Origin of the sequence: Bacillus sp. HMA207 (assembly GCF_003402455.1) — a bacterium.
GTDB classification, from domain to species: Bacteria; Bacillota; Bacilli; order Bacillales; family Bacillaceae_G; genus Bacillus_A; species Bacillus_A cereus.
This window is the reverse complement of record NZ_BEZT01000001.1, coordinates 1,378,355-1,396,163: the sequence shown is the minus strand read 5'-3', so window position 1 is coordinate 1,396,163 and position 17,809 is coordinate 1,378,355. Positions and strand designations below refer to the sequence as shown.

Below are 17,809 nucleotides of genomic sequence, written 5' to 3'. Positions count from 1 at the left end.
TATTCAATATGATTCCGGCATGTATATTATTACAATATAAATAACAGAGGAGAGCATTTCTTTCTCGGTTTCATATGTCAAATACTTCAACCTTTATAGTTGATAGCGTAATTTCCCACACATTCGATTTATATACCAATGAGAAATTTAATATATTAATAAACTACTAACTTCTTTACCCCAGCCAAAATATAAAAGAGTCTCATTAAAAAATGAGACTCTTTTACAATTTCATATTTAAATCGATTTCGAAGTTTGCTTACCAAAGATAAATACCCTAGTAAACACTACCATTATAACTACAATAGCCAGAAAATAAAGTGGCATCACCAGTAACGAGCCCGTATGCAGCTGACTCATCCCCAAAATTGTCATCGTTACAATTACATAGTATCCTAAGCTAAACAATGCTCCGGCTGTACCAATAACATCTTGAAAATCTACTAATGCTAAACTTAAACAGTTAGGCAACGCTACTCCAATTCCTAATAGCAATATAAACATCGCTACTAAAAATCCAATCATATATATTATGTTTGGATTTGATCCAACAAACGTAATAACAGATAAAAGAATAGCTCCCCCTGTCATTACAAGACAACCGACATATATAATCTTCTCTGGTTTATAAGTAGCAAGTAAACGTTTTGAAATTTTCGCTCCAACAATAGAAGCAGATGCAACAACAATTCCTAGAAATCCATACATACTAGGCGATAATTGAAAGTATTCAATAAAGATAAACGGCGCTTCTGCATAATAGCTAAATAAAACACCATTTGCTCCTCCAATTAATAGCCCATATGTTACCACTTTCGGATTTGTAATTAGCCTCTTCAAGACTGAAAACACATTTATTTTATTCGTTACTGATCCCGTCTTTGTTTCGGGAAGAGAAACAAACGTATACAGAAAAATTCCGACACTCATAACTACTAAACTTAAAAATACTATTTTAAAACCAAACATTTGATCAAGAAAGCCCCCAATTAACGGTCCTATCGCTGGTGTAAAAGCAATGACTGCCGAGATTTGAGCGAACATAACATGCCGCTTATGCCCTTCTACACTTTCACGAAGAATCGTTTGTGTAACCACGGATCCTGCACTTGCTCCAAACGCTTGAATAAAACGACTTACCAATAAAACTTCAATGGAATTTGCAATATAGCATAAGAAACTCCCAGCGCCATATATGACAATTCCAAGTAACATCGCTCGGCGACGACCAATTATATCTGATAACCACCCAATAAAAAATACACCTAACGCAAATCCAGCAAAATACACACTAAGTGTTAACTGCACCTCATTATTACTTACATGTAACGCCTTTGAAATGTCCGGTAAAGACGGTGTGTAAATCGTTTCACTAATTTGCGGAAATGCGACAAGAATAATCATTAACAAAAGTGATGGTACTGAGACTTTTTTCATTTTTCATACCCTCCTATAACTTTGAAAATCTCAGAAATAAAAAGACTTTCCTTAGCTACGGAACAGGAGGGGCCATTATAGAAATCCGGTCATAAAACAACAAAGAAAACACCTCAATTACGTATGTTAATACTTATAGGAGGGTAATATTAACATTGATTTTTAAATATACTTTTTCAATTATATTACATATTGCGTTTCTTTTACTAGCGCTCGGCCTTGGAGGATTGTTAAAAAGATAACTTGATGCAGCCACCTTTTTATGGAATAATTAGAAATAGTTTGAATTCGTAAGTTTAATTATTAAACGATAGACTAGCATATTTTAATGTCACAAGCTTACAAACAGGAGGACTTTCGTAATGATTGAAATTTTAAGGACAGTAGTAAACTTTCTAATTTCTCTATTCTCAGGAGAATTACCAATTGTATATTATGTATGGATTATTAGCCTATTCCTAATTCAAATAACCCAATCTACTCTAAACTATAAACTCTTTAACAAGAAAGACAATTTGAGCACTTATATATTGGAAGGATTACTTGCTTTTATTATTTTATTGTTTGGAGGAATATTAGTATCTAAGTTACTTGCTTACATAATAGACGATCCTACTATTAGTATGACGAATTTAACACATTATTTTGTTTCTCTTATCATATTAACTATATTTGTCGTAATAACCTGTGTTAAAGACTCTATAGAAACATCTATAAAGAATAAAAATATCTCTCTTTTTAGCTTTTTAGTAATTTCCTTCATAACAAGTATACTTTCATTCAAGTTTTTATCACCTTTAATTGAAGGTTCTTTTTCTCTTTCTAAATCTTTTATAACTACTTTAATCATTCTAGTAACCGTATCCATTCCTCTATTAATTTCTTTAGAGGAAAAATATGCAGGTGAAGAGGAAACGGAAAATTTATAGCTTCTCATTTATATAAAAGAAAGAGGGAGCTCCCCTCTTTCTTTTATATCGTTCTATTTCACAAGACTAAATCATTCCTTTTAATATTAATCCTAAAACTGACATTATTATCGCACTAATAATAATTCGTAAAATCCAAGTTGTGTTTGTACTTATTTTTTCTAATTGCTTATTGATTGTTGCTATATCTTTCTCATTAATAGTAGTACGCGTTTCTAAAGCACGAATGTCTCTCATAATTTCTTTTTGCTCCGCCTTGAGACTGTCAATTTTAGCGTAAACATCTTCCATATATTCACACCCTCTGTTCATCTTAATAGAAAAATCTATATATATTATGAGACAACCCTCTTACCTGTGAATACATTGCGTATATCCGCGTACCAAATTATTTGTACAATCTAATTGAATTATTCACATATTTCCTATCTTCTATATAAATCAGCGTTAAGATAAATTAAAAAAGGAATCCCTTGTTTATTTAACAACAAACAAGGTGCAATCCAACATTCGGGAGCACCTACGATAATTTCTATTGTTTTCATATTTACAACTCCATATAATCAGTATGATTTTCTGAAGAAGCCACTTTTTGAACTGCTTAAAGTATACTAATATGAATACGAAATAGCTGTATTGATAAACTCTCTAGAACAATAAATATACTGGCTGAAACGGATCTATATCCAATATTTTTTCCAGTAACATGAATGGTTATTTCTGATAAATACGTTTGTATATCATTGTTTTCAAAAATTCCATCCTCAACCTTTACAATATCTGCTTCACAATCTACTTCTTTAAAAGTTTTCAATAATTTTGTTTCCAATAAACTACAATCAAAGCTCTCATCTTTTATTACGGCAAATTTAACCTTCATATCGATTTCCCCATTTTTAACAAACTAAAATCACTAAATCAATATAAATATATATTATTCTATTAAATAATTCAAAATATATGTTTCTTATAAACCATTACTAAATCCCAGTTCTAAGGCTTTATATAAAAAAGAAAACAAATAAAGTGAAACTTTAATCAGCCCTCACCAATCGGACTTTTACAAGATTAAAAAATTACTCTTTCAATTGCTAAACTAATTAATATATAATCCCTCTGTGCTCAGTAGTTCGAAATTTTTTTATTTTTAATTCATAGATTCTGAGAACTTTTTGCTTTAATATTAACAAGTCACTTCTTAAATTCTGTAATATTGGAAATAACTATATAGTGAAACAAATTAACTATTAGGAGTGCTATTGATGTTTGATATACTTCGTCTCTTAATTATTTTTTTCATTGCTATCTTTTTATTTTTCTCCATAATAATGGAGTTTAAAAAACCTCAAAAAAGTGTATTTTGGTTTTCAATTGAAGTCTTATCTCTTCTAGGGATTATAATGCTTTTTAAAGATTTTTTATCAAAAATATAACTTAATCCACGAATAATAACGTGTTTCAAATACAATACCTTTATCTTTTGAACGACCTTATCTCTTCTTAAAGATTCTTGTTTTTATCCTATTTCTTAACAAGATCTCTACCTTAAGTTGTCTTTTCTTTATAAAAAATAGCCCGCCTATTTCTGTAGGCGGACTATATCTTTATTACACCATACAAAAGTATAATTTCTTCTCCACTCAAACTTTATGTAATGATACAAATTCTAAATAAATTATTATCTTTTCTACATTCTTATTATTGATTTTTTGTTCATAAATTCGTAACACATATATATGAGTTATCATGCTAAAATTAGTTTATTCAATAGAAGTTATTCTTAATGAATCGATAATTTTTAATACCCTGTTTAAAGCCTCGCCCCCCTGCGAGGCTTTTTCCTATTTAACTAGAGTAATGGTTATCAACTGTTACTCCGCTGCTACGGATTCTACTTTTAGCTATTCAGCATCAGCACAAGTAAAATTCTTTCCCCCATCATTTGATTTACAAACTGTATTTATCGATTTTTCGGTTATTTTTTCACTTTCATTAGAAACTTGATCTAAATCCATTCGATATACTTGTTCCGGATTCTCTTTTGAATTCCCTTCAATCTGAATTGTCCGATCGAACATCTCAGCCGTGAAGCTACTAGATGTATTTATCATTTTCACTCCATTATTTTCACCTACATAGCGTTCAACTACTCTTTCGGCTTCTTTAAGTTGTTGAGATGTAGGATACGGTATAGATTCCGCTAAAATAACTACACCTACTAAATATGTAATATACAAACCACCTGCAATCAAGATAACTTTCTTTACTGTTTTATTAATCATGCTCTAACTCCCTTTTCTTATTCCGCTATTAAAATATATAATTTTCCTAATTTACATCAATTTCTTTTTAATACATAACATTCGTTTTACATTTTATAAAAAGCACCTCTCTTACTAATTTTCAATTTGATAATATCATTTTATTTATCGTTTTTCAATAAATAATTATTATTAAACGTTTTATTTTTACTGTTTTTATTTTTGATTCAATTTAAAAACAAGTGACTTATTTAAGTCCACTACATCATCAGCAAGTTTGAAAATTTGTTAATTACTAAAATAAAAAAGAGCAATTATATGTAAATCCCCCTCGTTATACCTATGTAGGTCAGTAGTTTAGCTTCAGCACTCACTCTATTCGAGAATACTTTACCAAATATTCAATCTAATGATAAAATTGACCAAATTAATATTTTCGCCCATCACTGTATCAAAAAGTACAATAAAGTGAGACTTTAATCAGTGGGGGTTCTGTTCCCCCCACTGATTATTAGCCCTCACCTAATGTCTTTGCTTCCGCTGAATTTTGAGGTGAGGGTCTTACTGCCTGGCAAATAGCGGGATAAAGAAAAAATAGCACTCTCACGATTAAGTAAACGCGAGCTTTTTCTTCTATCTACTTACTATTTAAGGTTAATAGTTTAGTAACAAGATTTAAAAATTCGACTTAAATTCATTGATGAATGGAGAGGTTTATATGAAATTAAAAGACAAAGTGGCAATCATAACTGGTGGTGCAAGTGGAATTGGCGAATCTACTGTTCGTCTTTTTATCGAAGAAGGTGCAAAAGTAGTTATTGCTGACTTTTCTGAACGTGGAAAAGAACTATCAGATGAATTGAATGCACATGGATATAATACGTTATTTATTAAAACTGATGTAACAAAAGAGGCAGATATTAAACAGCTAATTCATGAGACAGTAAGTACATACGGTAAATTAGATATTATGTATGCCAATGCCGGCGTTGCTGATGATGCACCGGCAAACGAATTATCCTATGAAAAATGGAAAAGAACTATTGATATTAATTTGTCTGGGGTATTCCTTTCTGATAAATATTCGATTGAACAATTTCTTAAACAAGGTACAGGTGGTGTCATCGTTAACGCTGGTTCGATTCATAGTTTTGTTTCATTACCTACCCCAACAGCATACTCCTCTGCAAAAGGTGGTGTGAAACTATTAACTCAAAATTTATGTACTGCCTACGCTAAATATGGAATACGTATTAATGCGGTGTGCCCTGGTTATATTGACACCCCTTTACTGGGTAGTGTTAATCCTCAACAGAAAGAATATTTAGCTTCACTTCATCCGCAAGGCAGACTTGGAACACCAGAAGAAGTCGCTAAAGCTGTCTTATTTTTAGCAAGTGATGATGCTAGTTTTGTTAACGGTACAACACTTCTTGTTGATGGAGGCTATACTGCACGTTAATTTAAAAATTTTGAAGCACCCTAAAAAATGTATAGTCTTCAACAAGAAAAAGCGCCATCACAAGTGACGGCGCTTTTTCTATGTAAGAGCAACTAGAAGGTATCCTTCTAGCCTACTCCCATTTATAAGTCCAAAACTGTTCAAGTTGCAGCCATTTTAATGTTGCTGCATCTTTGTTTTTTATTTTTGCATGCGTGTCTTCAAGCATTGCTTCTGTTTGTGAACGGTGCGCACCTAATGCAGTTAATTTATGATCAAATACTTCACTAATGTTATTTACAACATCCGGTTCTCCTAATACTGCTTCACGATTTTTCGTAATCGCAACAGCATGAATAACTGGGCGCTCTTCTTTTGGCATACGTGATACAGCGCGAACGACAGCGCGGCCAAATGCATTATGATCTGGATGTACACCGTGCTCTGGATAAAATGTAATAATTCGAGATGGATTTACTTCTTGAATGATTGCTTCAATTTTGTCAGCAACGAAATCAACATCTTCAAATTCTAACGTTTTATCATGGAAGCCAAGCATTCTTAAATCTTTAATACCCATCGCTTCACAAGCATCTTTCAATTCTTTCTTACGGATATGTGGAATCGTTTCACGGTTAGCGAATACGTTCTTACCCATGTTACGTCCCATTTGTCCTAGAGTACCACATGCATATGTTACAGGTACTCCTTGATCTGTTAATAAGCGAATTGTTCCTCCCGCAGCATATGCTTCATCATCTGGATGCGGAAATACAACAAGTACATGTCTCTCCATAAGTTTCCCTCCTTCTTACTTAAATGGTGTTAAGCTTAACTCAAGTGCAACTGCTAGACGACCTAAATTATCATGTCCAGCTAATAATAAACGCTCTTGATCGTCTACTTCCCAGTGCGTAATACCTTCAGCATATACCCAACCGTGATCCATTTTCAGACCAACTCGGTATGGATTTGTTCCAGTTATCTTCCCGCGTTCAAAACGGATAATCGCATTTCGAATGAAAGCACCAACTGTCATCATCTTTTCATTTATGTGTGATGCATACGCTCCGTTTGTCGTTTCTAAATGAATATATACATCTTTATTTACAAAACGTTCAATTTCATTTTGAATAAGAGAACTATCTTTTACTATTTCCATCGGAATTCACCTCTTTAAACCATTTTACGCAAAAATAATGTAAATTGCTATCTCTATATTAGAGGACAACGCTCACTTTTCCTAATAATTTGCACTGTGTTTTTTATATTTTTTATATGATATGTAAAAAATACATTTTTTCCTTCACTTTGTTAAATAGTTTTCTTTCTTTTTTGAATTTGCTACAATATATTTTATCCCGTATTATTGCAGCGAGATACATTTCGACAATTGAATACATAATTTAAAGAAGGTGACATGATTGGAACAGTCAGCACATGAAGTAGCAAATTGGCAATATTATTTTGCAATTGCCGTATTTTTAATCACGTACGGATTTATTATTTCTGAGAAATTGAATCGTGCTGTAATCGCACTATTCGGTGCTGCTATTATGATTATTTTTGGAGTTGTAGATTTACATACTGCTTTCACATCACATATTCAATGGGAAACGATTACCCTTTTAATTGGGATGATGATTCTCGTACATATTACGAGTCAATCAGGCGTCTTTGAATTTGTGGCCATTAAAGCGGCAAAAGCAGCTGGCGGAAAACCGATTCGCATTTTATTATTACTATCCCTATTAACTGCCGTCGGATCAGCATTTTTGGACAATGTAACGACTGTTTTATTAATCGTTCCTGTTACATTATCCATTACACGTATTTTAAAAGTAAATCCTGTACCTTATTTGATTTCAGAAGTGCTGTTTTCAAATATAGGCGGAACAGCAACATTAATCGGTGATCCACCTAATATTATGATTGGATCAGCAAACAAGCATTTAGACTTTAACGCCTTTTTAATTAACTTAGCTCCAATCGTAATTATTATTTCTATCGTGACACTTGGCATTATTTACTTCATGTATCGTAACAAACTAAAAACAACACCTGAACAAATCGAAAAACTAATGGCATTAAACGAAATAGATTACATTAAAGATCAAAGCCTCCTTTTAAAATCTATTTCGATTTTAGGACTCACTATTTTAGGCTTCGTACTTCATTCGATTATTCATGTAGACGCTGCCGTTATAGCGATGACAGGCGCTACACTTCTTATGTTAATCGGCGTGAAAGAACATGATATTGAAGATGTATTTGCCCACGTTGAATGGGTAACCATTTTCTTCTTCGCCGGACTATTCGTTCTCGTTGGCGGGTTAATTGATATCGGACTTATCTCTTCACTTGCAAAAGAAGTAATCGGCGTAACAAACGGTGACATCGGATTCGCAGCTATACTTATTTTATGGGTATCTGGCATCGCATCTGCGACAATCGACAACATCCCATTTGTCGCTACGATGATTCCTCTTATTCAAGACTTAGCTACAGGACTCGGACTATCTGTCGATTCTCCGCAAATCGAAGTACTATGGTGGGCGTTATCTCTTGGAGCTTGCTTAGGAGGAAATGGAACGCTAATCGGAGCATCTGCAAACGTAGTCGTTGCTGGTATTGCAAAACGTGAAGGACATGGCTTCTCTTATATGGACTTCTTAAAAATTGGTTTACCATTAACTATTGTTGCACTCTTGTTATCACATGCTTATATATATTTACGTTATTTAATGTAAAAGTTGTATTGCATGACATTATATCGTCAAATACAAAAGGTTTGCAGCATCGTGCTGCAAACCTTTTTTCATCACCAAAATATACCGATAATTGCTAAACCACCTAAAATCATACCACCAATTTGTCCAATAATTGTTGGTGATAATTGAACACCTTTTCTCACTTCAACAACTGGTCTTTCGTGCCTTAGTTGCTGCACTTCACTTTGAAGTTGGTGCACACTTCCGTGTAACTCTTTAATAAGTTCTTTTAATTCGGCGACCTCTTCATTTACTGGTTTTTCCTTTTCTAAATTCATTTTGCATGACTCCTTATAAATTCAATCAACACACTGTAAATTTTCGCCAATTACCATTATATCTCCTGCATACTACATATATAATTTCGAATGTACTTTCTAACCTTGCAGCTCTATCCATTCATCCCGCAATATCCCCATAATCATACGGTCAAAACACTTCCCATCTCTTTGAACCGCTTCTCTCATACAGCCTTCCATTTCAAAACCCATCTTTTTATACAATGCAATGGCAGGTTTATTATACGAAATAACATCGAGACCGATGCGGTGTAAATTCAATTCATAGAAAGCATACTTTAGAATAAGATGTATTGCTTCTTTCCCATATCCTTTTCCTCTATCATTCGCATCTCCTATACCAATGGCTAATAAACCTGTTCTGTTATTCCACTCTATACCATGAATCGCCACAAAACCAATTAAGCGATCTTCTTGAACTGTCCTTACCATGAAAGAAACACTATTCGATCTCCGTCCTTTTAATAACCCATCACTTGCTATTTCATTTAAAGATTGCGGGAATGCTACATCTGTATCAACATTTCTTAAATACTCACTATCTTCTTGCCACATAGCCATTACTTCAGCATCTGTTTCTCTCATAGCTGATAATTTAATCGTTTTATTTCGAAAAAGATTCATTGTCATTTCAAACTCCCCCTTTTAAATAACAGGGATACTTATTTTAGCCTATTTATCCCCTTGTTCCATAAACTGTTTCATAAACGGGATACTTACAATAAGCACTGACATTGGCACATCTCCTCCATATTGAATTAACTTCATTGTATAATTTTTTATTTATTCTAACAATAACAGAAAGGCCCTCCAAATTTTGAGGGCCTTTCCTAATAGCAAAACTATATTATTTCGTAAACATTTTCTCCGCTTCATCCATTGCCATTTTGTTTCCTAAAGCAGAATAGTCAAGCCATGGTTGATCATTGATAATGTATACGTGCTTGCCTTTAACTGCTTTTAAGTCTTTCCAAATTGGTGTTTCTTGAAGTTGTTTAAATGCTGCTTTTGCTTTATCATCTCTATTTACAACAACGAAAATCGCATCTGCATCAAAGTCAGGTAATACTTCTTGTGAAATGACTTCGAAAGGACGGTTTCCATCAATTTTCTCTACACCATTTGCAGGTTGTAACCCTAGGTCTTGGAATAAAATTGGTCCCATCGGTCTTTTCGTACTAAATACACGCAATTCTTTTGCAGTAACGCGAATTGCCATTACTTTTTCGTTATTACCTAGCTCTTTATCTATTAAACCTTTTACTCGTTTTGATTGCTCTTCGTAATCTTGAATATATTTATCTGCTTCTTTCTCACGGTTTACAAGTTTACCAACTTGTTTTAAATGCTCTCTCCACGTACCTTCATCTAAATTGAAAGAATGTGTTTTTGCAATTTTTTCGTATTTCGCTACATCTTTACCAGCATATTTTTCATCAACATAAATGTCAGTTGGCTTTAATTGAAGTAACGCTTCCATATTCGGATCTGTTACAACACCAAGCTTCTTCGTATCTTTCAACTTCTCTTTAGCGTGCGGTAAGAAATCTTTTAAATCTCCACCAATAACAGAACCTACTGGTGTAATTCCTAATGCAAGTAAATCATTTGTTAAATGAATAGACATTGAAGCAATTTTTGGATCATTACTTTTTTCCGTTTTTTTCGTTGCCTCTTCATTAGCTTTCGTTTGACCACATGCTGCTAATACTAAAATACACATCATGCTAAATAAAATAGTAAGTTTCTTTTTCATATGTTCTCCTCTTTGAAGTATTTATTTTGTTTTTGTAAGTAAATAAAGAAAATACGGTGCTCCTAAAGCTGCCACTACTACACCAGCTGGAATAGAGTTTGGCTCAAATATAGAACGACCTATCGTATCTGCTAGCACTAAAATAATCATTCCGATAATGCCAGCTAAAGGAAGAAAGTGTTGATATGTAGTACCTACTAACTTCCTTGCGATATGCGGAGCAACTAAACCGATAAAACCAATTCCTCCTGCCATCGATACACTTGTGCAAGATAATCCAACCGCTGTAGCTAAAAGTAATAACCGTTCTTTTTGAACAGAAACACCAAGTCCTGCTGCTACACTATCACCTAGTGACAATGCATTTAACGTTTTAGATTTTAGCCACGCATAAGGGGTTAGTATGAAAATCCAAGGTAATAATGCAAAGACATGAATCCAATCCCTTCCCCACACGTTACCAACTAGCCATCTAGAAGCGAATGTATACGTCTCATCATTTAACTTGAGAGAGAAAAATAACGAAATTGCACTAAAGCCAGCTGAAACTGCAATACCAACGAGAATAAGTCTAATGGGAAGTAAACCTTTTGACCGATCACTCGCAAGTAAAATAATAAGAAATGCAGCTAATACTCCTCCGCCAAATGTAAATAACGGTATTAAAATGGATGCACTCTCATTAATAGAATGAAAGAGAGTAACAAATACGATAAGACCGAAAGATGCACCTGAATGCAACCCTAAAATACCAGGATCTGCAAGTGTATTACGTGATAACCCTTGCAAAATCGCACCGGAAATACCAAGACCAATACCGGCTAACATCGTGATTATTATTCTTGGCATACGATAATCATATAGCACGGTTGCACTCTCAAAATTACCATAACCCAAAAGTGTTTCAATTACTCTAAGTGGCGCTATACTCAGTGTCCCTGTATTTAAACTAATTAAAATTACAGCGATACTTATACATCCGAAGATTGTAGTTACAGTAATAGCTCTCTTTTTATCCGTGTTAAAAAGATCTTTCACTTATAACTCCCTCCCAACTTTACGTGCTATATAGAGGAAGAACGGAACTCCAACAAGAGCTACCATAATCCCTATCGCAAGTTCCTTAGGAGGATTTACTGTTCTTGCCCCTAAATCAGCTACAACTAATAACATAGCTCCTAATAATGCTGCCATAGGAATAATGAGTCTATAATTAACACCAACTAATTTTCTAGCAATGTGTGGGATAACTAGTCCCACAAATCCAATAGAACCAACAGCTGAAACAGAAACACCTGCCAGAATAACTACTATAATCATCCCTAGTATTCTCGTTCGGTTCGTTTTCACTCCTAAATTTGTAGCAACATCATCCCCCATTGATATGAGTGAAATAGATTTCCCTAACACTATTGCAAAAATAATCGTTATAAGAATAATAGGGACTAAAAATTTCAAGTGTTCCCACTTAACCCCTGCAACACCACCAGCATACCAAAACGCTAAATCTTGGCTTAAATCATAATAAATCGCAACACCTGAACTTAATGAATGTAAAAGCGCTGCCATAACAGCTCCAGCAATCGTTAACCTCATTGGTGTTAACCCACCTGATGTTGCTGATCCAATAACAAAAATAAGTACTGTACTTAAGACTGCTCCAATAAAGGAAACAATCATTAAATAGGAATACGGCATATGCGGAAAAAAAGCAAAACTAAGTGCTACTACAAACATCGCACCTGCATTTATTCCGAGTACACCTGCATCAGCTAAAGGGTTTCGTGTTACACCTTGCATAACAGCACCAGCAACCGCAAAAGCTGCCCCTACAACTGCTGCTCCAATTACTCTCGGGAGCCTTAATTCATAAATAATTTGGTGCTGTGTTAATTTCGGATCGTAATTCAAAACCGCTGCCCACACCGTTTGTAAATGAATATCCTTTGCACCAAATGAAATGGCTAAAAATATAGATCCAATTAAACATAAAATTGTTAAGCTCATGAAACATATGAACTTAATATGTATCCAGCGGTTACTACCAGCATGTACAGTAGACTTATGTAACATGTTTCATTTCATCCTTTATATTCAGTTGTTTTTTATAATTATTTTTTATTTGTAATTATTATTGATAATAATTATCATTTTCATTTAGATATTATATCCCCACTTTTTTTAAATAGCAAACTATTTTTTCACTTCGCTAAATATTAAAATACTCATTACAATTCCCTTCCAAGACTTACAAATACACGCAAAATAGACTACTGAATTATTTTTTAAATTGTAGTATACTTATTAATTATTTTGATTTTTCTAATAAAAATCCCAAAGGTGACACAATGTTCTATATAAAACAACTACTACACTTCACTTACGAGCAAGCATTATCTTGCTTATTCCCAGTCGTTATTTTCTTAACACTAGCCCTTTCAAAAATCGTTTCTATTCCAGGGTTATATCGCTATGATTTCATACTCATCGCATGTCTTCTTATGCAGTGGATTATGTACAAGACTGGACTTGAGACGAAAGACGAATTAAAAGTAATTACTGTCTTTCACCTCATCGGCCTTTTACTAGAAATATATAAAGTTCATTTCGGTTCATGGAGTTATCCTGAAGAGGCGTATTCAAAGATTTTTGGAGTTCCGCTTTACAGCGGCTTTATGTACGCAAGTGTCGCAAGTTACATATGTCAAGCGTGGAGAAGGTTGCATTTACAAATGCATTATTGGCCGAAAGCTATTTTTACCGTGCCATTAGGGGCAATGATTTACTTCAATTTTTTTACGCATCATTTTCTATACGATTTTAGATGGTTCTTAACTTTACTTCTATTCATCGTTTTCTTTCAGACATTTGTGGAATTTTCATTACGAGGCGTTACATATAAAATACCACTCGTTCTCTCCTTTTTCCTTATCGGATTTTTCATTTGGATTGCAGAGAACATCGCAACATTTTTCGGTGCATGGCAATATCCAAATCAACGGGAAGCATGGAACCTCGTTCACTTAAGCAAAATTAGCTCATGGTTTTTATTAGCATTATGATTGTCACGCAGCTCAAACATTTGAAGGAATCAAAAAGATAATGCTGATTATGTAAAATCAATTAGCCCATCACTCATTAGAGAGTGATGGGCTTTTTTTAGTAATATTTTTTAAACCGACCTTATCAAAGGAGTTATAATTTACAAGAGCATAAGCAGTTGCACATTATGAACCACTACTAGCAGAAGATGTTGCTGCAGATGAAGCAGCAATCGTTGCCATCATGGCTGCCTGTTGTGCTTGTATGAGGACTTCTATCATTGTTTGTAAACCTGTGTTGGTAGCTTTACTTTCCTCACCTTTCTGACTTACGAACAGTTGAATAGCAATAAGAATATTTGTATCTGTATGCCAACGGAACAATTTATCCCCCTGCAATTTTTCAATAAATGCTCGAATAGAATGAATCTCTTTTTCTCCGTCCTCGAGTAACGCTAGTAGCCCAATAGCTGGGTAATGCATCTGTTTTACTTTTACCTTTTCTTGCTTTAACAAATTCCATATATTTGTGCATTTTGCAACTAATAGTTCTTCCCTGACCTCCTTCTTTAATGAAAGAATATGACTCAAGAATTGAAGATCATTCCCTTTACGCAAACCAGCTGTCGCTAGTTTCTGATAAAGACGTTCCACTCGGTCCATAAGTGTTTCTACATGCTCTGATTGTCCTGCTAATAAAACTGCGAGCGGATAATCATTTGTACTTGTAAGAAAGAGATGATCCTTTTTCATGCGTTTATATACTTGCATCGAACGCTGAATGTGCGCGCCATGCTGTTCATCTTCTTCTGTCAAAAGCACAGCTGCTGCGAGATAAGTAAATATACTCCGGCTAAAGCCACCAGTGACCAATTGTTCATATAAATCTAAAAACGTCCGAAAAGCTTTCTTGTAATCTGTAAAGTGAATATCTAATGTTGCGGCCACTACAAAACGATGATAAGACTTTAAGTATGAAAACATCCCTACCTGATTCTTAATATAACTACTAATTTCTAAAAAACGTCCGAGATCAAACAATTTATCACTACCTGCATACATAGCAGCAATCATCATTCCTGTTCGAGAATCACTCGTTTTCCATTTTAGTTCTCCCTTTAACTGTACATATGTATGTTTATATTGCTCCAACTTTTTCTCTAATGTAATCATAGTATTCACCCCTATTTCTAGTTCTTCTCTATCATTATACGTATATTCCATATTTAGGAATACTATAATTAATAATCACCACATAAAAAATTATAAAATTCTCTAATCCTTCAAGAAGTTATACAAAAAAGGTAGATAATAATTTATCTACCTTTTTTGTATATATTATTTAACATTACAACTGTATTGCTTGTTATATGCAATTAAGACTAAAGAGCTTTAATAATACGTTCCATCGCCTTCATTTGCCCAATATGATCAGCTTCATGATAAAGCATCATACCGTAAAGCTCCCCTACTGTTTCCAATCCTAGGAATGGCTCTGGCAGTTTATTTTCAAATGCTTCTGCTGGAATTTCGTTAATACGTTTTGCTTGTTCTTTTAATTGAGCCGTTAACACTTCTAACGATGGTCCTTCTGTCGTCCATTTAGATGGTCTTGATCCATATCCAAACATACCTGGATATTCAGTTGGCAATTGTTTAAATTCTCTTCCGAACATGAAAGTCTCTGCTGCTGTTAACACGTGTCCAATATGCCAACGAATTGTATTGTTAAAACCCTCTGGCTGCGTATCCACAGTTTTATCATCTAACGTTTCCATAAATTTAAGTAACGCCCCGCGCGTTATTTCAAATTGTTTTAAACCCACTAGTCTATTCATTTTATCGTTCCCCTTCTTGATGTACAATTTATTATGAACTAAGAATGTTCAACTTATTAAAGTTTCACCTTGTTTAATCTATCAGAAACAAATAAGAAATACATCTAATATGCTTATTAAAAATAATAAAAAGGTTCACTCCTCGTAAATATAGAATTACTTACTATGTTAATAAAAGAGGAGTGTACTTGCATGTTACATATTTTAAAACAACAATATAATCTTATTAGTGCTACAAGAGAAACTCTATTTTCGTTTTTGGAAGAAATCCCAGTAGAAAAATTACATAGCACAGTTTCTAATTTCGGAAGCGGTAGCATTATAAAGACTCATATTCATGTAGCCGATTGCTATCGATACTGGCTTGGATCATTCGCATTCAAGCAAAAAAGAGCAGATTTTTCATTTGCTAACGATTACGAAATTGAGCATGCAGATGTGGAAAAAGTTCGCGCTAGATTTAAGTTAGTAGATGAGACTGTACAACGTTTTTTAGATGAATACAATGACCGTTGGCTCGAAAATATAGCAAATGAAGTGAAATGGCAAAAAGAACCTTGGAGCACAACTCCGCTATGGCTTTTAACTCATACGGAGACGCATGAATTTCACCATAAAGGACAAATTGTATCTATGGCTCGTCACCTTGGATATACTCCTCCTGATACAGACCTTAGTTAATACATTCGTGTTCATTTAAAAGCGGAATGAGCAGCAAGAATAATAGTATGATCAAAAAACTCGTTGATACATTTTGTTGTGTATAAAACTTTTATTATTTGTTTTAGGTATACCATACCATTATAAAATTCATGTAACATCGAATTAAGATTCATATTTTTTATGTAACTCATTGAAGAAAGTTTAAGTATTTATACATTCAATTACTAACTAAAGGAGAAAATTATAATGAGATTAGAGAGCGAAAGAATTTATTTAAGGCCTCTTTGTCAGCTAGATGCTCCTATTATATTAGAAAGTACAATGGATGATGAAATAAGATATATGACTGGAACTAAGTCCACTTTTTCATTGGAGCAAATTACGAAACATATAGATCATATAAATAATGATTCAAGTCGCTATGATTTCGCTATTTGTTTACAAAGTACTGACGAGATGATTGGAGAGTTGTCGATTTTAGATATCGATGAGGAGAACAAAAGAGCAGGATTCAGAATATCAATGATTTCAATAGCATTAACAGGACAAGGCTATGGAACTGAAGCTAGTAAAATAGTTTTAAGTTTTACTTTTGAACAACTATCATTAAATCGTTTACAGTTAGAAGTATTTAGCCATAATTTACGCGGAATTAAAGCTTATGAAAAAGTTGGTTTTGTAAAAGAAGGAACCTTACGTCAATCTTTATTTTATAACGATACATACTCAGATGAAATTATTATGGCCATACTTAAAAGCGATTATATAGACAGACCTTTGTAAATGGATGTACTTAATCTATTAAACAATTTTAAAGAACCTTACCACAATAAAATGCAGTAAGGCTCTTTCTTTTTTTATATCAAATAACAGCTCTTAAAACATGTATAATCGTATCAATACCAAATAGTCTCCGCATAATTATATGCATCACTATTCGGAATGGCATGTTTCCCTTGTGCTTGTGCCTTTCTTGGATCTAAATCATATACCATTGGCGTATAGCATGATGTTTGCCCTTTATTTACAACACCATTTCCTCCAGCACTTCCGCAAGTGTATGCCTTTCCATCTGTTTTTCTAACAATCCTTGCATCAGCTTCATTATTATAAATTGCCAGGCGAGTTACAGTAACTTTTGCCCATGCTGTCTTACATGTCGTGCTAAATTTTAATTCTACATAAGAATTTGAATCAATCCACTTCTTTTCTTTCGTTACTGCGGATTGATCACAGCTATTATAATAAGGACTTTTCCCATCATATGAATGGTCTTCTGCGTATGCTTTATCATTGTTGGTCGTACTAAACACACTAGTTACGATGAGCAATGCCAGACAAAGACATGCGCTTACCTTTTTAAAAAGCTTCAT

The 17,809-nt window shown here is 33.7% G+C and carries 19 protein-coding genes and 1 pseudogene; 6 read left to right on the top strand and 14 right to left on the bottom strand.

The features are described 5' to 3' along the window. Positions 1 to 237: 237 nt before the first annotated feature. A complete protein-coding gene (locus tag HMAS_RS07350) occupies positions 238 to 1,437 on the bottom strand; it encodes a multidrug effflux MFS transporter (RefSeq protein ID WP_044307447.1) in 1,200 nt (399 codons plus the stop codon). Between the two features lie 362 nt (positions 1,438 to 1,799). Here HMAS_RS07350 and HMAS_RS07345 point away from each other — a divergent pair, with 362 nt between their 5' ends. Further along, positions 1,800 to 2,366 carry a DUF5823 family protein gene (locus HMAS_RS07345; protein ID WP_044307448.1) on the top strand — a complete coding sequence of 189 codons (567 nt, stop codon included), beginning with the start codon at positions 1,800 to 1,802 and terminating at the stop codon, positions 2,364 to 2,366. Between the two features lie 66 nt (positions 2,367 to 2,432). On the opposite strand, the gene HMAS_RS07340 is transcribed toward HMAS_RS07345, so the two are convergent. The 3 genes from HMAS_RS07340 to HMAS_RS07325 all read right to left on the bottom strand — a co-directional run bounded on the left by HMAS_RS07340 (position 2,433) and on the right by HMAS_RS07325 (position 4,648). Then, positions 2,433 to 2,657, bottom strand: a complete 225-nt coding sequence (locus tag HMAS_RS07340; RefSeq protein WP_000390461.1) for a hemolysin XhlA family protein — start codon at positions 2,655 to 2,657, stop codon at positions 2,433 to 2,435. Positions 2,658 to 2,967: 310 nt separating this feature from the next. Then, positions 2,968 to 3,246: a hypothetical protein gene (locus tag HMAS_RS07335; RefSeq protein WP_000865019.1), complete on the bottom strand. Its 279-nt coding sequence runs from the start codon at positions 3,244 to 3,246 to the stop codon at positions 2,968 to 2,970. A gap of 1,021 nt (positions 3,247 to 4,267) precedes the next feature. Continuing rightward, positions 4,268 to 4,648: a hypothetical protein gene (locus HMAS_RS07325; RefSeq protein WP_006925339.1), complete on the bottom strand. Its 381-nt coding sequence runs from the start codon at positions 4,646 to 4,648 to the stop codon at positions 4,268 to 4,270. A gap of 697 nt (positions 4,649 to 5,345) precedes the next feature. On the opposite strand from HMAS_RS07325, the gene HMAS_RS07320 reads away from it, so the two are divergent. Then, entirely contained in the window at positions 5,346 to 6,089 is a 744-nt protein-coding gene (locus HMAS_RS07320) for an SDR family NAD(P)-dependent oxidoreductase (protein ID WP_000768018.1), read from the top strand. 112 nt (positions 6,090 to 6,201) lie between these two features. Here the strand turns inward: HMAS_RS07320 and bshB2 are convergent, their stop codons facing one another. After that, complete coding sequence (gene bshB2, locus HMAS_RS07315) at positions 6,202 to 6,864, bottom strand: bacillithiol biosynthesis deacetylase BshB2 (RefSeq protein WP_000439483.1); 663 nt, start codon at positions 6,862 to 6,864, stop codon at positions 6,202 to 6,204. A gap of 15 nt (positions 6,865 to 6,879) precedes the next feature. After that, a complete protein-coding gene (locus HMAS_RS07310) occupies positions 6,880 to 7,230 on the bottom strand; it encodes a YojF family protein (protein ID WP_000407045.1) in 351 nt (116 codons plus the stop codon). A 262-nt stretch (positions 7,231 to 7,492) separates the two neighbouring features. On the opposite strand from HMAS_RS07310, the gene HMAS_RS07305 reads away from it, so the two are divergent. After that, positions 7,493 to 8,818, top strand: a complete 1,326-nt coding sequence (locus HMAS_RS07305) for an ArsB/NhaD family transporter (RefSeq protein ID WP_044307098.1) — start codon at positions 7,493 to 7,495, stop codon at positions 8,816 to 8,818. A 71-nt stretch (positions 8,819 to 8,889) separates the two neighbouring features. Here the strand turns inward: HMAS_RS07305 and HMAS_RS07300 are convergent, their stop codons facing one another. From HMAS_RS07300 to HMAS_RS07280, 5 genes are all read right to left on the bottom strand, one after another. Then, complete coding sequence (locus HMAS_RS07300; RefSeq protein ID WP_001047311.1) at positions 8,890 to 9,117, bottom strand: hypothetical protein; 228 nt, start codon at positions 9,115 to 9,117, stop codon at positions 8,890 to 8,892. A gap of 99 nt (positions 9,118 to 9,216) precedes the next feature. After that, complete coding sequence (locus tag HMAS_RS07295; protein WP_044307097.1) at positions 9,217 to 9,768, bottom strand: GNAT family N-acetyltransferase; 552 nt, start codon at positions 9,766 to 9,768, stop codon at positions 9,217 to 9,219. A 217-nt stretch (positions 9,769 to 9,985) separates the two neighbouring features. After that, positions 9,986 to 10,894 carry an iron-hydroxamate ABC transporter substrate-binding protein gene (locus HMAS_RS07290; RefSeq protein WP_000728218.1) on the bottom strand — a complete coding sequence of 303 codons (909 nt, stop codon included), beginning with the start codon at positions 10,892 to 10,894 and terminating at the stop codon, positions 9,986 to 9,988. A 21-nt stretch (positions 10,895 to 10,915) separates the two neighbouring features. Next, positions 10,916 to 11,932, bottom strand: coding sequence for a FecCD family ABC transporter permease (locus HMAS_RS07285; RefSeq protein WP_000653823.1), 1,017 nt, complete (start codon positions 11,930 to 11,932; stop codon positions 10,916 to 10,918). Further along, positions 11,933 to 12,967, bottom strand: coding sequence for a FecCD family ABC transporter permease (locus HMAS_RS07280; RefSeq protein ID WP_000902738.1), 1,035 nt, complete (start codon positions 12,965 to 12,967; stop codon positions 11,933 to 11,935). It abuts the gene before it with no gap. 275 nt (positions 12,968 to 13,242) lie between these two features. On the opposite strand from HMAS_RS07280, the pseudogene HMAS_RS07275 reads away from it, so the two are divergent. Continuing rightward, a pseudogene (locus HMAS_RS07275) lies at positions 13,243 to 13,997 on the top strand (DUF817 domain-containing protein). Between the two features lie 124 nt (positions 13,998 to 14,121). Here the strand turns inward: HMAS_RS07275 and HMAS_RS07270 are convergent. Further along, a complete protein-coding gene (locus tag HMAS_RS07270; RefSeq protein ID WP_069604011.1) occupies positions 14,122 to 15,159 on the bottom strand; it encodes a DUF4003 domain-containing protein in 1,038 nt (345 codons plus the stop codon). A gap of 158 nt (positions 15,160 to 15,317) precedes the next feature. Beyond that, the gene (locus HMAS_RS07265) at positions 15,318 to 15,773 is read right to left on the bottom strand and encodes a DinB family protein (RefSeq protein WP_001081123.1); all 456 of its coding nucleotides are present in this window, start codon (positions 15,771 to 15,773) and stop codon (positions 15,318 to 15,320) included. Between the two features lie 192 nt (positions 15,774 to 15,965). Between HMAS_RS07265 and HMAS_RS07260 the strand changes: the two genes are divergently transcribed. Together HMAS_RS07260 and HMAS_RS07255 are read left to right on the top strand one after the other, a co-directional pair. Then, on the top strand, positions 15,966 to 16,454 hold the full coding sequence (locus HMAS_RS07260) for a DinB family protein (RefSeq protein ID WP_044307095.1): 489 nt from the start codon (positions 15,966 to 15,968) through the stop codon (positions 16,452 to 16,454). A 228-nt stretch (positions 16,455 to 16,682) separates the two neighbouring features. Continuing rightward, positions 16,683 to 17,219, top strand: a complete 537-nt coding sequence (locus tag HMAS_RS07255; RefSeq protein ID WP_025708860.1) for a GNAT family N-acetyltransferase — start codon at positions 16,683 to 16,685, stop codon at positions 17,217 to 17,219. A 113-nt stretch (positions 17,220 to 17,332) separates the two neighbouring features. On the opposite strand, the gene HMAS_RS07250 is transcribed toward HMAS_RS07255, so the two are convergent. Further along, on the bottom strand, positions 17,333 to 17,809 hold the full coding sequence (locus HMAS_RS07250; RefSeq protein ID WP_016123103.1) for a DUF2690 domain-containing protein: 477 nt from the start codon (positions 17,807 to 17,809) through the stop codon (positions 17,333 to 17,335).

What these genes read in the sequence shown, in the direction of transcription:
- HMAS_RS07280 (WP_000902738.1), bottom strand. Translation starts at nt 12,967, where the DNA reads ATGTTACATAAGTCTACTGTACATGCTGGTAGTAACCGCTGGATACAT.
- HMAS_RS07345 (WP_044307448.1), top strand. Translation starts at nt 1,800, where the DNA reads ATGATTGAAATTTTAAGGACAGTAGTAAACTTTCTAATTTCTCTATTC.
- HMAS_RS07295 (WP_044307097.1), bottom strand. Translation starts at nt 9,768, where the DNA reads ATGACAATGAATCTTTTTCGAAATAAAACGATTAAATTATCAGCTATG.
- HMAS_RS07290 (WP_000728218.1), bottom strand. Translation starts at nt 10,894, where the DNA reads ATGAAAAAGAAACTTACTATTTTATTTAGCATGATGTGTATTTTAGTA.
- HMAS_RS07320 (WP_000768018.1), top strand. Translation starts at nt 5,346, where the DNA reads ATGAAATTAAAAGACAAAGTGGCAATCATAACTGGTGGTGCAAGTGGA.
- HMAS_RS07270 (WP_069604011.1), bottom strand. Translation starts at nt 15,159, where the DNA reads ATGGAATATACGTATAATGATAGAGAAGAACTAGAAATAGGGGTGAAT.
- HMAS_RS07340 (WP_000390461.1), bottom strand. Translation starts at nt 2,657, where the DNA reads ATGGAAGATGTTTACGCTAAAATTGACAGTCTCAAGGCGGAGCAAAAA.
- HMAS_RS07265 (WP_001081123.1), bottom strand. Translation starts at nt 15,773, where the DNA reads ATGAATAGACTAGTGGGTTTAAAACAATTTGAAATAACGCGCGGGGCG.
- HMAS_RS07325 (WP_006925339.1), bottom strand. Translation starts at nt 4,648, where the DNA reads ATGATTAATAAAACAGTAAAGAAAGTTATCTTGATTGCAGGTGGTTTG.
- HMAS_RS07250 (WP_016123103.1), bottom strand. Translation starts at nt 17,809, where the DNA reads ATGAAGCTTTTTAAAAAGGTAAGCGCATGTCTTTGTCTGGCATTGCTC.
- HMAS_RS07260 (WP_044307095.1), top strand. Translation starts at nt 15,966, where the DNA reads ATGTTACATATTTTAAAACAACAATATAATCTTATTAGTGCTACAAGA.
- bshB2 (WP_000439483.1), bottom strand. Translation starts at nt 6,864, where the DNA reads ATGGAGAGACATGTACTTGTTGTATTTCCGCATCCAGATGATGAAGCA.
- HMAS_RS07310 (WP_000407045.1), bottom strand. Translation starts at nt 7,230, where the DNA reads ATGGAAATAGTAAAAGATAGTTCTCTTATTCAAAATGAAATTGAACGT.
- HMAS_RS07350 (WP_044307447.1), bottom strand. Translation starts at nt 1,437, where the DNA reads ATGAAAAAAGTCTCAGTACCATCACTTTTGTTAATGATTATTCTTGTC.
- HMAS_RS07255 (WP_025708860.1), top strand. Translation starts at nt 16,683, where the DNA reads ATGAGATTAGAGAGCGAAAGAATTTATTTAAGGCCTCTTTGTCAGCTA.
- HMAS_RS07335 (WP_000865019.1), bottom strand. Translation starts at nt 3,246, where the DNA reads ATGAAGGTTAAATTTGCCGTAATAAAAGATGAGAGCTTTGATTGTAGT.
- HMAS_RS07300 (WP_001047311.1), bottom strand. Translation starts at nt 9,117, where the DNA reads ATGAATTTAGAAAAGGAAAAACCAGTAAATGAAGAGGTCGCCGAATTA.